Genomic DNA, 14,334 nt, shown 5'->3' with positions numbered 1-14,334 from the left:
TTTACCCCATAACCTCATTCGTACTCTTGATACCATGGCAGTTAACCAGTCGGCATTGTAAGCGCACTAACTACGGGTCTTCATAGCAGACGAGTCAACAATACAATGGCTAGAACTCTTGTACTCATGAAAGTAAAATAAGATACCTATCTTCATACCGCCCTATCTGAATGGTATAAAAAATGTATTCAAGTCATCAACGTCACTATCTGGCGCACTGGTTAACGTTAAGCGGCAAAGCCGAAGACTCACTGACGCAGACCATCGCCAGCGCGCGGGTTGATATGAACCCCCATCAGGTAGAAGCGGCGATGTTTGCACTAGCATCTCCTCTGTCTAATGGCGTTATCCTTGCCGATGAGGTGGGACTAGGGAAAACCATTGAGGCCAGCCTGATTCTGGCGCAGAAATGGGCAGAACGACGTCGGAGACTATTACTTATTGCTCCTGCAACACTGCGTAAGCAGTGGAGTCAGGAACTGGAAGAGAAATTTTCATTACCTTCACGCATTATCGAAGCAAAAAGCTTCAATCAAATGATCAAAGAGGGATGTGGTAATCCATTTGACATTGAAAACGCGACTGGGGAGGCTGCGATATGTATTTGTTCATACGAATTCGCTTCCCGTAAAGAACATGAATTGGCACGTATCCCATGGGATCTGGTCGTCATGGATGAAGCCCATAAACTGCGAAATATCTACAAGAGCGATGGCGCGAAAACGGCCAAAAAACTCAGTAGTGCATTATCTGGCAGGAAAAAAATTCTGCTCTCCGCTACGCCGCTTCAAAACAGTATCCTTGAGCTTTATGGTCTGGTTTCCGTTATTGACCCACATTTCTTCGGCGATTTGGCCTCGTTTAAGGCCCGTTATTCTAGGCAGAATATTGACGATGCAGAATTAGCGTTATTAAGGGTACGTCTGAATAAGATCTGTAACCGCACGCTTCGCCGACAGGTTCAGCAGGAGGGGGGGATCAGTTTTACCCGCCGTCATTCAATAACCGAAGATTTTCGCCCGACGGATGAAGAAGAAGCTCTCTATAAACAGGTTTCCTCTTATTTGCAGCAAGACGATCTACTGGCAATCAAAAGTGGTGCACGTCATCTAGTAACATTAGTCATCCGCAAAATTCTGGCCTCATCGTCCACTGCGATTCAGGGAACGCTGGAGACTATGATTCATCGTCTAGAAAATAAAATGCCGGTCTTAGATGCCCTGACTGATTATGAAAATTATGATGATTACAGTGATGAAGAAGGTATCGAGGATGAAGATACCATCGATCCTCGGGCTCTACAGGCAGAAATCGATCAGTTAAAAAGTTATAAAACGTTAGCGGCATCTATAACTAAAAACGCCAAGGCGGAGGCATTGTTAAGCGTTCTTAGTCGGGCTTTCGAATTCACAGTAGAACTGGGTGGATTGCGTAAAGCGGTCATTTTTACCGAGTCCGTGCGCACCCAAACCTGGCTAGCGCAACTGCTTTCAGACAATGGGTATGAAGGCGAAGTCGTGTTGCTCAACGGCAGTAACAGCGATGCGGCGTCTAGAAAGATTTATAGCGACTGGTTGGAGAAGCATCAAAACTCTGGCCGGGTTTCCGGTTCGCGTACGGCGGACATGAAGGCGGCGCTGGTCGAAAAATTTAGGGACGAAGGCACTCTGATGATATGTACCGAGGCCGGTGCAGAAGGTATCAACCTTCAGTTCTGCTCTCTCTTAATCAATTATGACTTACCTTGGAACCCGCAGCGGGTTGAGCAACGTATCGGGCGTGTTCACCGTTACGGACAAAAGCACGATGTTGTAGTGGTCAATTTCATTAATAAAGGCAACCGGGCCGATCAGCGTGTGTTTGAACTATTGAGCCAGAAATTCCAGCTTTTTGAAGGCGTGTTTGGTGCATCCGATGATATCCTGGGATCGATAGAATCGGGCGTTGATATTGAACGGCGTATCCATGAGATTTACCAGCACTGCCGCTCCGACGAGCAAATAGAACAGGAGTTTAATCAGCTCCAGGATGAACTCAAAGACCAGTTGGAAAACCGGGAGAATGAAACCCGGCGTTCCTTATTTGAACATTTCGATGTAGATGTCGTCAGAAATCTAAAAACTCGACGCACAACGACCCTCGCACAGTTAAACGATTATCAGGAAAATCTGCTGCTGCTAGCGGAAATGTTTCTAAGTGACAATAGCGATTTCCAGCACTCTGAAACTGGTTTTCGTTCCTCGGGAAAGTATTATGACGTTAGCTGGCCTGTTGCGGATGAAAAGGATGCAGAATTTTTCCGACCTAATCAGGGATATGGAAAGCAACTGATTGATGTGGCCCTACATGAGGGAAAAGACCTTTCCACATTGCCAGTTTGTCAGAAACTCCATTTCATCTACCAACCCAAGGCGGGACAATTGGCTGATGTAAAATTGCTTTGCCAACGATCAGGGCAGTTGTTACTAGCAAAAGTCAGTATCGGGAATCAAGAACAACAACGAGAGCAGCTACTTGTCGCTGCCGTAACGGAAAATGGTGAGGTAGTGGCGGAAGAAACCGCATCCCGTCTGCTTCGCTTGCCGTTGTCAGAGGTAACATCAATCGAAGAACAGCCTTTGTTACCCACTTTAACCGCACAATGTGAGGTTTTACGGAATTCTTTTATCCAGCAGGTCGAACGTGATAACGAACTTTATTACAATGAAGAAGTAGAAAAACTTGAACGCTGGTCAGAAGATCGTCGCATCGCGCTGGACCTACGCATCAAACAGCTAGATGCAGAAATTAAAGAAGCGCGTAAAACCGCCCGCCAACTTCCTTCGCTGAAAGAGAAGATGGAAGCTAAACGCTCGCTAAAGGCACTAGAACGCGAGCGTGACAACATCATGTTGCAGTATCATGATGAAAAGAAAAAAATTGAGCAGGAAGAAGACCGCCTGCTGGAAGAGGTTGAACAAAAGCTGGCGACAGAGATAACGTCCAGCCAATTATTTGCGGTGAGCTGGACATTGAATTCACCTTCCGCATGAAGTGTTGTTGTTTCAGGAGTCAATAATGGCTAACGGTAAAGTATTAAGACAGCTGATAAAAGCGGGCGCGACGGGCGACACTGCTACGTTCCGTCGCGTTTCAGAAGCCATTATTGATGAGGAACGTCAGAAACAGCACCATCTTCTGGCTAACGATCTGGAGCATATTCTTTATGGCGATCACATTGTTCAGGCTTCGCGTTCACCTACGTTGCCTCCGGCACCGGTAGATAAAGAAAGGGGGCTGCCACTGTTGGACCTACAGCAACCGCAGCGCAGCCTCGATGAAATGATCCTTCCAGCTACCAGCGCTACAGTGATTGATGAGCTCCTTGAAGAGCACCGGCGTAGCGATGTATTGCATAGCTATGGGATGAAAGCAGCCAGTAAGATCATGTTTTTCGGGCCACCAGGCTGCGGTAAAACACTGGCGGCGGAGGTCATTGCCTTTGAGCTGGACATGCCGCTGGCAATTGTCCGCCTTGATGTACTGGTATCCTCGTTTCTGGGTGAAACAGCCGCCAATCTGCGTAAAATTTTTGATTTTATTGCCCAACATCCGCTGGTGGTCTTGTTCGATGAATTTGATGCAATAGGTAAAGAACGCGGCGACAGCGGAGAACACGGCGAATTACGCCGGGTTGTCAATGCTGTGCTGCAAATGATGGATGCTTATCAGGGCAAAAGTCTAATTCTGGCGGCCACCAACCATGAACATATTTTGGACAGCGCCATTTGGCGTCGTTTCGATGAAGTGATTGAGTTTCCTCTGCCAGATCAGACGCAGTTACGCGAGTTGCTGGCGTTAAAGCTACGTGGCATTCGCCGACAGTTTGAACTGGACGATAATGAGTTGTTATCCTTGCTTCATGGTAAAAGTGGTGCAGATATCGAACGCATTGTTCGCCGGGCCACCAAACACATGATCCTGCGTCATCAGGAATTCCTGACGCTGAAAGATTTAAAAAACGCGATGCAGCGAGAAAACGCCAGAACTCACCGATAAGGGACTGCCATGACGGCGAATTATCAGCATCTAAATATTTTCAAAGCCCCTCTTCAGAACGACCGACGGACCCGCAGAGTCAATATGCCTCGTATTCGCAGAGGCGATTTACGTCAGCATGGGCAAATGTTATTGAACCAGCTCCAGACTCTGCGCCCGATGCTGACGCAGGGACCAAGCAGCGCCGATGATGGTCGATATATACTCAAACTGAACTACAGCGGCACGATGAATTTTTCGGCATTGATACATCATGGCGTAGAGTTTGTCAGTCAGGAAAATAAACAAGTATGCGTAGTCTTTAGTGACGAGCAAGGGCTGGCTACATTTGCAGAACATCTGGCATCCCTCGGTCTAGATAATACAGAACTAACTTACAAACAGATCCTAGAGGCACTTGACGGTATTGAGGGCTGGTCGGCAGAAGATCGCAAAAGTTGGGCTCTCAAGCGTTATGGTCTCCCTGTAGCAGAACGCTTTAAACTGGATGTGGAGCTCTGGCCTATCGAAGTTGCACATCATCCCAAACGTATCGATCTGTATACACGTTTTGAGCACTGGTTACAGGTGCAGGGTATTTCCAGGCGGGATAAAGTCAATCTGGACAGCCTGTTGATGTACCGGGTCGAGGTTTCACTCGCGCAAGCGGAACACCTGTTAGCTCATCGGGACGTTAGGTTTATTGATTTGCCACCGTCTAGTGGCATTAGCTATCAACAAATTAACCGGGACATCAATACTCTTCCGGCTCGCCTGAGCTCGCCAGCGGAAAATGCGACCAGGATATGTATTCTGGATAGTGGTATTAATACCAACCATCCTTTATTAAGCACTGCCATTGCTGAAAGCGCCAGCTTTATTCCCGATCAGGATGCGTTTGATGAACATGGACATGGCACTGCCGTTGCCAGTATTGCGCTGTATGGTGATGTTGAGGCTTGTAACCAGAGCAATTTCTGGCAGCCTCAACTATGGCTGTATAATGGAAAAGTACTGAACGAGCAGGCTGAATTCAATGCCGAAACTATTGAAGCTACTCTTGCAACCGCGGTTGCGTATTTTGTCGATCTTGGTTGCCGCATTTTCAACCTGTCATTGGGAAATGCAAATGCGCCCTACGATGGCAAACATATCCGCGGTATTGCGTACTTATTAGATACATTGTCAAGGCAGTACAATGTGCTCTTTGTTGTTTCTGCAGGGAATTTTGCTGGTAGTGATGAACCTCCCGTACCGCAGAATAGCTGGCGGGATGAGTATCCTGATTACCTGTTGCATGAGGTAAGCGTTATCATCGATCCAGCTCCTGCACTAAATGTACTGACAGTGGGCAGCATCGCCAGACATAACGCTACGCAAGATGCGCAACGGAGGCGTGAGGATATTCAACACCTATGCCCAGCCACAGAAAACCAACCTTCGCCTTTTACCCGACATGGTCCATCAGTAAAAGGTGCGTTTAAACCCGACGTCGTGGCGCACGGTGGCAGTGTCGCTTCCAACGTTCGTCAAGGGCAATGGCAGGCGCATATGCGTGGTTTGGGCGTATTAAGCTGCCATCACCAGTTTCAGGGCACTACCCTATTTAAAGAACTCAGTGGTACTAGCTTTGCCGCACCGTATATCACGCATCTGGCAGGACGTCTGTTAAATGAATACCCGGATATGTCCGCCAGTATGCTACGGGCAATGCTGGTTAATCATGCATCTGTCTCTCAGGCGATGACGGAGGCTTTCCCGCTGGCGATGCGGGAAAGTTATAAAAACACGCCTGCTACGAGAAACCGGGAGATAGAGCGCGATGTAACGGGTTACGGCATTATTGATGAGGATGCGTTATACCGCTCTTCAGAATATGTTGTAGTCATGCAATGTGAAGAGCAGATAGAAAATAACGCCCATCAGTTTTTTGAACTGCCCTTCCCGGCTTCTTTTTTAAGATCGCAGCGATCAACCCGTGAAATTCGTGTCACGCTGGCTTACTCACCTGCTGTGCGTACAACCCGGATGGATTATACCGCCACGCGGATTAGTTTCCGGCTGGTTAAAGGCCGCTCGCTGGATGAAGTGCAGGCCAGTTTTAATCACCAGACACAGAGTGAAACGGAAACCCGCTCCGATGATGCCCAAACTAGCCGTGTTGTATCAGCACAGCAGCGGGAACGCGGTACAGTACAGTCGTCGGTATGGACTTTCCGCCAGCGTAACCCGAATGAAAAATGGTTTGTCGTTGTAACCCGTCAAGACAGAGATTGGGGCGAAGCATTCAGCAGCGAGCAGGAGCCTTACGCACTGGTAGTGACCGCGACCGATCGCGATAATGAACAGGCGCAGCTTTATACACAAATTCAGGCGCAGATCCGTGAACAGGAACGCGCGCGAGCACGTATTGGATAAAAATAGATTATGTCAATGAAGCAAAAATTAGAACTTAACTGGATTGGTAAACATAAGCGTCCTCGTCTGGAGCCGCGTATTCTGCTTGAAGACAAGGCGTTGTCTTATGGTGATGCGAATAATGAGAATCTGCTAATTCACGCGGATAATTTGTTAGCATTAAGATCATTGGAGCAACAATATGCGGGTAAGGTTAAGTGTATATATATTGACCCCCCTTACAATACTGGACAGGCTTTTGAACACTATGATGATGGATTAGAAGCTTCAATATGGCTATCATTAATGCGTGATAGATTAGTTCTTTTAAAGAACTTATTAAAACCAGATGGAGTCATTTTTGTACAAATTGATGATAATTATTTCTCTCATCTCAAAATCATTATGGATGAAATCTTAGGGCCCTCATCCTATATAAATACAATTGCAGTGAAAACTAAGAATAGCTCAGGGGCTAGTGGTGGTGGCGAGGACCGACGCCTGAAGAAAAACATCGAGTTTATATTAGCTTACGGCGGAAAGGATTTTGACAAATTTAATAATTACTATAATGAGATTGAATTATCTAAATATCTCGAGCTTATGAAAATAGAAGGGAAAAGCTTCAAATACACATCCGTACTATATAAGAAAGGTGAAAAAAAATACTATTCCACTATCAAGGATGGCTCTGGAAATGATATGCATTTATATAAAATTGAAGATTATGAAACAAGAAGCATATCTAGAATCGCAAAAGATGAAGGTATCTCTGAGGTAGATGCCATATATAAATATTATGATTTAGTGCATACTACTGAAAATGCCCAAACATCTATAAGATCAAGAGTTCAAGATGCTACCGATAATGGAAATAATTTATATTGCCTAGAATATAGACCGATCTCTGGGAGAAATAAAGGTCAATTAATAGAAATATTATTTATCGGCCCTCAAAAACGGCTTGTTAGTTGGTTCAAGAATGTAACTTGTTTAAAAGATACGAAAATATTAAAAAGAGAAAAACTAGGAACGTTCTGGGAAGAGGTAAACTGGAACAATGTAACGAGAGAGGGAGGAGTGCGATTTCCTAATGGACAAAAACCTGAAAAACTCGTTTCGATTTGCCTTGAACTAGCAACAAAACCAGGCGATCTAGTACTAGATTCATTTCTTGGTTCAGGAACTACCGCTGCAGTTGCGCATAAAATGAGAAGAAAGTGGATCGGTATTGAACTTGGAGAGCATTGCAGAACTCATTGCTTTGAAAGATTAAAATCTGTAGTTGATGGTAGCGATCAAAAGGGTATTACTAACGAATATAGTTGGCAAGCCGGTGGTGGTTTTCGTTATCTACGTTTGGCACCTTCACTCTTGAAAAAGGATCATTGGGGCAACTGGGTGATAAACAAAGACTATAATGCGGAAATGCTGGCAGAAGCCATGTGTAAACATATGAGCTTCACCTATGCACCTAGTCAGACTCAATACTGGAATCATGGATACAGTACCGAAACTGACTATATCTACGTCACTACCGGCTCTTTGGCTTACGAACAACTTAAAACACTGAGTGAGGAGGTGGGAAGCGAACGCACATTGCTGATCTGCTGCAAAGCCTTTATGACTGAAGGCGCAGATTTCCCTAATCTTACACTGGTAAAAATTCCACGCGCTATTCTGAGCAAATGTGAATGGGATCAGGATGACTACAGCTTCACATTAAACGTTCTCTCTGATTCAGAGCAGCCTGACGATATTGACTATGACGAGGAAAACGAAGGCGAAGAACAATTATGAGTCAGAATAACTCCGTTAAAATTGCTAATCGCATTAGTGCACGACTATCACTGCGTGATCCGCAGGAAGAATCGTTACGTATTTTGTGTGACGTGTTGGAACAGATGGATCTCAGTAAAGATCCCGATCTTAATCTCTGGATTGAATTACTGCGTCAACAGCATCCCACAGTAAAAGGATTTGAACGAGCCTTCCCTTCACTCTGCTTTGCACTGGCTACGGGTGTGGGTAAAACTCGCTTAATGGGGGCAATGATTGCCTGGTTATACTTAACCGGACGCAGTCGTCACTTCTTCGTACTAGCTCCGAACTTGACCATCTATGAAAAACTTAAGATGGATTTTTTACCCGGTTCGCCAAAGTATGTTTTTCAGGGCATTCCTGAACTGGCACAAACACCGCCGGTACTAATTACTGGTGATGACTATCAAGAAGGGCGAGGCGTTCGTCTGGATTATGCGATTGCCGAAAGCAAAACGGGTGATCTTTTTGGCAGCGAAACCGCTCCGCACATTAATATCTTCAATATTTCTAAAATCAACGCACTGGAAAATGCTAAAGGTGCGGCTAAATCCAAGGTCGCTAAAATTCGACGCATTCAGGAATACGTCGGGGAATCTTATTTTAGCTATCTTGCAAGCCTGCCCGATTTAGTTGTTTTGATGGATGAAGCCCACCGTTACTATGCCAGCGCGGGTGCGCAGGCACTTAACGATCTGAATCCAGTATTGGGTATTGAATTAACCGCCACGCCGAAAACCGTGGGCGCAAACCCGCGTGATTTTAAAAATATTATTTATCATTATCCTCTTTCGCGAGCATTAAAAGACGGATACGTCAAAATTCCAGCTGTTGCCACGCGCAAAGACTTCCGTGCCGCAAATTACTCTGAAGAACAGTTGGAAAAAATAAAGCTGGAAGATGGTATCCACCACCATGAATATGTGAAAACGGAACTGACCAGCTTTGCCAATAATACTAGCAACAAACTGGTTAAACCTTTTATGTTAGTCGTAGCGCAAGATACCGATCATGCAGACAGGCTAAAAGTACGCATTGAACACGACGATTTCTTCAATGGCGCATACAAAGGTAAAGCAATCACTGTTCACTCTAACCAGTCAGGTGAAGAATCAGAAGAAACTATGCAGCGACTTTTGGCCGTTGAACATGACAAAGACACTGAAATCGTCATTCATGTCAACAAGTTAAAAGAGGGATGGGACGTTACTAATCTGTACACTATCGTTCCATTACGTGCTTCTGCCTCTGAAATCCTGACTGAGCAGACCATAGGCCGAGGACTACGCCTGCCCTACGGCAAAAGAACCGGCGTCGAAGCCGTCGATCGCCTGACGATCATTGCCCATGACCGTTTTCAAGAGATTATTGATCGTGCCAATAACGATGACTCGATTATTAAGAAAGTTCTTTATATCGGGTTGGATGATGATGAGAATGGTATTCCAGAAGTAAAACCTCAGCAAATTATCGTACCATCAATGGCTGAATTTCTATTGGGAAATCAAGTCATTGATAATAGTAGTTTGCAGGTTTGTGAGCCTAGAGCAATATACCAAACAAATTCCACATCAAAGTCGGTACTCACCACTGAAACAGAACGTAAAGTTGCCGAACTTACGTTCAAAGTGGTGTCAGAAGAAGCTAAACGATTGACTAGCAGTCAACAACTCAGTGCACCAGAGGTGAAAGCAAGCGTAACTCGACGAGTTCAACAAGCCTTACGTGAATGGGAAGTAACTCAACATCAAATCTCATCCTCTACGGAGCAACTCGATCTGACGGAAATGATTGGAGATCAAGTTGAACAGCAAAGTTTCCTTACAATGGAGGATACGGAAGTTCAGGAGTTGGTCGGGACGATCACCGAAAAACTGATGGAGTATACTATTGATATTCCCCGGATCGTGGTTTTGCCAGAACGCGAAGTCAATTACGGATTTAACGATTTTGACCTTTCCGGGTTGGATCGCATCGCGCTCAAACCCGGTAGTAAAGAGCTCTTACTCACACATCTTGAGAATAACGAACAACGGACAATCAGTTGGCAGGAGGGGGGAGAAGAGGAAGAACGACTTGAAAATTATCTCATTCGTTATCTGCTCGACCACGATGAAATTGATTATGACGAACACGCCGATATGCTATATAAACTGGCCGGACAAATGGTAAGCCATTTGTGCAGTTATCAACCGCAGGAAGAAGCAGAATCCGTTCTGAAAAATGCTGGTCGGCAGTTGGCAGAGTTTATATGGGCGCAAATTAAACAAAATATGTGGACAACACCAACGGGCTATACCGGACGCATAACACAGGGTTTTGATGTAATACATCCAGCCACGTTTAATTTTGCCGGTAATGAAAAACCGAGGGATTTCCGCATTGCAATTCCCGCAGGTGAAAAAAACAAAGTCCGCCAAATGATTTTCACTGGTTTTACTAAATGCTGTTACCCTTATCAGAAATTTGACTCTGTAGATGGGGAGCTCCGCCTCGCACAAATACTGGAGAATGACGCTTCAGTGATTCGTTGGATGAAACCGCGCCCAGGTCAGTTTCGCATCGAATATGCTAATGGTAAAAACTATGAACCTGATTTTGTTGTTGAAATGGACACTGGCTATTGCCTCATCGAGCCGAAAAAAGCGACAGAAATCGACACGCCGGAAGTTCAGGCCAAAACACGAGCGGCTATACGGTGGTGTGAGTTTGCAAACCAAAATGCAGATAAACTTAAAGGTAAATTGTGGCAATATGCCATCATTCCCCATGATGAAATTGAGTTAAGTCGTTCAATTTCTGGACTGATGGCGGATTTTAGGATAAAAACCAATTTATCTGCATAATAAAAATCTTAGGACACATAATCAGGCCCCTTAGACGGTAAGGGTACCGTCGGGGGCTCCGGCATAAGTAAAGAGAGAAAATGAAGTCTGATAACAACATTCCCAAAAAGCAGAGTGTCTATAAAGGTATGTGGTATTTAATCACCAGCACCGAACGATTCGTATCAATCGCAGCCGAAAATTCAATGGCATTTGAACTTGAGAAAGAGGAGTATCAACGAAAGCTCGAGCAAGGAAATTACAGCCTTGATCCAAAAAATCATATTCACTCTCATACTCAGAGGCTAAAAGAATTACGAACTTTGTTACTCAAGACAACAGTCTATATTTTTAGCATCATTATATTAATAGCAGGCATTGGTTTTTATACAGGAGCATTAAACATAGCATCCCATCTATCATGGAAAAATAGTGCCAGTGCATTAGGTATTATTTTGATTTCATGGGCTACATTATTTCAATTAGGCTGGGGAAATGGTTCATGGAGTGGAACGTGTCTGGACGAATTGGTAAGACATTCTCTTTTTCGTCATTTTTTTAGCATTGGTGTATTTTTTAGTTTATTGCATTTCGTTTTTCCAGAATAACTATCCCAGCCTCTCCCTACCAAATCTGTGATTTATTCACAAGGAGCCAATAGTGTGTGCATTGCCCTAAAAGGCATAAATGATAGTTATCTCTACCAATAGCGGCACTTTTGGCTCAATACGGGCGACGTTTAATGCCGCCCCAATATAAAGCCATTCAAAAATTTGAATGATAATCACGTTTTATTATTGGTTTTCCCAAAATCAAACGGACTAACCGCCCTCTTCCGATTCGCATCAAGAAAATCTGCCCACCATTGCAGCATCAGTTTGCGCTCATCCAGATGTTCAGCTTTATGGATGTACGCCGCCCGGACACCATTACGCTCCTGATGACTCATCTGCCGCTCTACCGCATCCCTAGACCACAATCCTGACTCAATCAGTGAACTACAGGCCATGGTACGAAAGCCGTGACCGCATACTTCCGTTTTCGTGTCGTAGCCCATCGTTTGCAGCGCTTTGTTTACCGTGCCCTCACTAACGGGTTTTCGTGACGAATGATCGCCAATGAATACCAGCTCACAATGCCCGCTCACTTCTCTGATCTTTGTAAGGATCTCCAGTGCCTGACGGCTTAGTGGCACAAGGTGTGGTGTGTGCATTTTTGAACCGCGTTCGGAGAATTTCACTCCGGGGATTAGTTCACGTTCTGGGGGAATCGTCCACAACGCTCGCTCAAAGTCGATTTCCGGCCAGCGGGCAAAACGGAGTTCACTGGAGCGGATAAAAATTAGCAGGGAGAGATTAATAACCCACTTGGTAAACTCACGACCTTTATAGCCATCTATACGGCGAAGAAGCTCAGGCAAGCGTTCAAGCGCTAATGCCGGACGATGTTCAACTTTGCCAGGCATTATCGCCCCTGCCATATCCTGCGCCGGATTATAGTCAATCAGACCGTTTTGTACGGCATAGGTCATGATGGCAGTCACACGTTGTTTTAGACGCTTAGCCACTTCTAAGCGTCCAGAGCGTTCGACACTTTTAATCGGTGTCAGCAAATCGCGTGTTTTCAAATCTGCGATATGTGTGCTGCCAATAGCGGGGAAAATATTGTCGCTCAGACTTTTCAGAATACGTTCGGCATGGGATTCCGACCACTTCTTATTATCAGTATGCCAAGCACGAGCCACAGCCTCGAAGGTTTGCTCATCATCTTGTTGCTGAGTTTTGACTGCTTTTTTATGCTCGTTAGGATCAACGCCAGCAGCAATAAGTTTTCGCGCTTCATCGCGTTTCTGACGCGCTTCAGAAAGGGAAACCTCAGGGTAGACACCTAGCGCCAACGTCTTTTCTTTGCCATCCGAACGATAGCGTAAGCGCCAATATTTAGATCCATTGGTATGGACCAAAAGAAACATACCGTTTCCATCGGTAAGTTTATAAGGCTTCTCTTCCGGTTTTGCTGAACGTACCTTGATATCCGTGAGTGCCATAATGCTTTTCCTTCAATAAATGCGTTATTGAGGGTACAAGGATTTACCATACTGAAGTATACCCGCAATTGTACCCGCACAAGCAAGTTGATGTCAGTTGAATTGTGTTGACGTAGGAAGAGTATGGAATGAAGGAGAAGCCAGTAAAACCGTGGGTTTTAGGCAAAAAAATAGACGTCGGTTGACGTCTATTGATTTATCAATGGTGCCCGGGGCGGGACTTGAACCCGCACAGCGCGAACGCCGAGGGATTTTAAATCCCTTGTGTCTACCGATTTCACCACCCGGGCTTAAATATTGGAGGCGCGTTCCGGAGTCGAACCGGACTAGACGGATTTGCAATCCGCTACATAACCGCTTTGTTAACGCGCCAAAATATTCAGGTCTTAGTGACCAACATCCGCAATTGCCGATGTTTTAAATTGGAGCGGGAAACGAGACTCGAACTCGCGACCCCGACCTTGGCAAGGTCGTGCTCTACCAACTGAGCTATTCCCGCAACACAGAACTCACTGATTCTCTTAACTTCTTACAAACCAGCGTTGCTGTTGATGCGGTGCATTCTACTGACCTGACGCAATGAGTCAATAAAATTATCAAGCAACTGCGTTCGTTTGCTGATTTTTACGGCGCTTCGATCAAGGTTCAAGCAGATCGTGTCTCGCGGCGTTCAAATATTGAAACATGGACCAGAAAGTCAGTACAGCGGCGATGTACAACGCCACAACGCCAACGCCTTCAACAATGCGTTCTGGGCGCCACAGCAAAGCAAAAAGCGCCATCATCTGAGCCGTGGTTTTAACCTTCCCTATCCACGACACGGCAACGCTACTTCTCTTACCAATTTCAGCCATCCACTCGCGCAATGCTGAAATGATGATTTCCCGCGCGATCATTGTCGCGGCAGGCAGCGTAATCCACCAGGAGTGATAGTATTCCGCAACTAGCACCAACGCGACAGCCACCATCACTTTATCCGCAACAGGATCGAGGAAGGCACCAAAACGCGTGGTCTGTTTCCAGCGGCGGGCAAGGAAACCATCAAACCAGTCCGTAATGGCAGCAAACACGAAAATCAACGCGCAGAGCAGCGGTGCCCAGACGAATGGAAGATAAAACGCCAGCACAAAAAACGGAATAAGAGCAACACGAAACAGGGTAAGCAACGTCGGTATATTAAATTGCATAGCGCTTAGGTAACTATCTGGCTGGAGTGGATACTAAGAG

Annotated in this window: 8 protein-coding genes and 3 tRNA genes; 6 read left to right on the top strand and 5 right to left on the bottom strand. The window is 45.5% G+C overall.

Features of this window, described 5'->3' with window-relative positions; all coding sequences use genetic code 11:
• Window positions 1-182 precede the first annotated feature (182 nt).
• The 6 genes from MYB54_RS07670 to MYB54_RS07645 all read left to right on the top strand — a co-directional run bounded on the left by MYB54_RS07670 (window position 183) and on the right by MYB54_RS07645 (window position 11,668).
• Window positions 183-3,032 carry an SNF2-related protein gene (locus MYB54_RS07670; RefSeq protein ID WP_248721761.1) on the top strand — a complete coding sequence of 950 codons (2,850 nt, stop codon included), beginning with the start codon at window positions 183-185 and terminating at the stop codon, window positions 3,030-3,032.
• 25 nt (window positions 3,033-3,057) lie between these two features.
• On the top strand, window positions 3,058-4,038 hold the full coding sequence (locus tag MYB54_RS07665; RefSeq protein WP_248721760.1) for an AAA family ATPase: 981 nt from the start codon (window positions 3,058-3,060) through the stop codon (window positions 4,036-4,038).
• A 9-nt stretch (window positions 4,039-4,047) separates the two neighbouring features.
• Window positions 4,048-6,435, top strand: a complete 2,388-nt coding sequence (locus MYB54_RS07660; RefSeq protein ID WP_248721759.1) for a S8 family peptidase — start codon at window positions 4,048-4,050, stop codon at window positions 6,433-6,435.
• 15 nt (window positions 6,436-6,450) lie between these two features.
• Window positions 6,451-8,214 (top strand): site-specific DNA-methyltransferase, encoded by a 1,764-nt coding sequence (locus MYB54_RS07655; protein ID WP_371928279.1) that lies wholly within the window; start codon window positions 6,451-6,453, stop codon window positions 8,212-8,214.
• The gene (locus MYB54_RS07650; RefSeq protein WP_248721757.1) at window positions 8,211-11,081 is read left to right on the top strand and encodes a DEAD/DEAH box helicase; all 2,871 of its coding nucleotides are present in this window, start codon (window positions 8,211-8,213) and stop codon (window positions 11,079-11,081) included. The genes MYB54_RS07655 and MYB54_RS07650 overlap by 4 nt, the downstream gene beginning before the upstream one ends.
• An 80-nt stretch (window positions 11,082-11,161) precedes the next feature.
• Entirely contained in the window at window positions 11,162-11,668 is a 507-nt protein-coding gene (locus tag MYB54_RS07645; RefSeq protein ID WP_248721756.1) for a hypothetical protein, read from the top strand.
• A 176-nt stretch (window positions 11,669-11,844) separates the two neighbouring features.
• On the opposite strand, the gene MYB54_RS07640 is transcribed toward MYB54_RS07645, so the two are convergent.
• The 5 genes from MYB54_RS07640 to pgsA form a co-directional block, all read right to left on the bottom strand.
• Complete coding sequence (locus MYB54_RS07640) at window positions 11,845-13,107, bottom strand: tyrosine-type recombinase/integrase (protein ID WP_248721755.1); 1,263 nt, start codon at window positions 13,105-13,107, stop codon at window positions 11,845-11,847.
• Window positions 13,108-13,310: 203 nt separating this feature from the next.
• Window positions 13,311-13,397 (bottom strand) — tRNA-Leu (locus MYB54_RS07635).
• A gap of 8 nt (window positions 13,398-13,405) precedes the next feature.
• Window positions 13,406-13,479 (bottom strand) — tRNA-Cys (locus tag MYB54_RS07630).
• A 51-nt stretch (window positions 13,480-13,530) separates the two neighbouring features.
• Window positions 13,531-13,606, bottom strand: a tRNA-Gly gene (locus MYB54_RS07625).
• A gap of 139 nt (window positions 13,607-13,745) precedes the next feature.
• Window positions 13,746-14,294, bottom strand: coding sequence for a CDP-diacylglycerol--glycerol-3-phosphate 3-phosphatidyltransferase (pgsA, locus tag MYB54_RS07620; RefSeq protein ID WP_039285745.1), 549 nt, complete (start codon window positions 14,292-14,294; stop codon window positions 13,746-13,748).
• Window positions 14,295-14,334 lie beyond the last annotated feature (40 nt).

It is taken from the genome of Pectobacterium nicotianae (assembly GCF_023272715.1).
GTDB classification, from domain to species: domain Bacteria; phylum Pseudomonadota; class Gammaproteobacteria; order Enterobacterales; family Enterobacteriaceae; genus Pectobacterium; species Pectobacterium brasiliense.
Note: the sequence above shows the minus strand (reverse complement) of the source record. Positions and strands in the feature narration are given on the sequence as shown.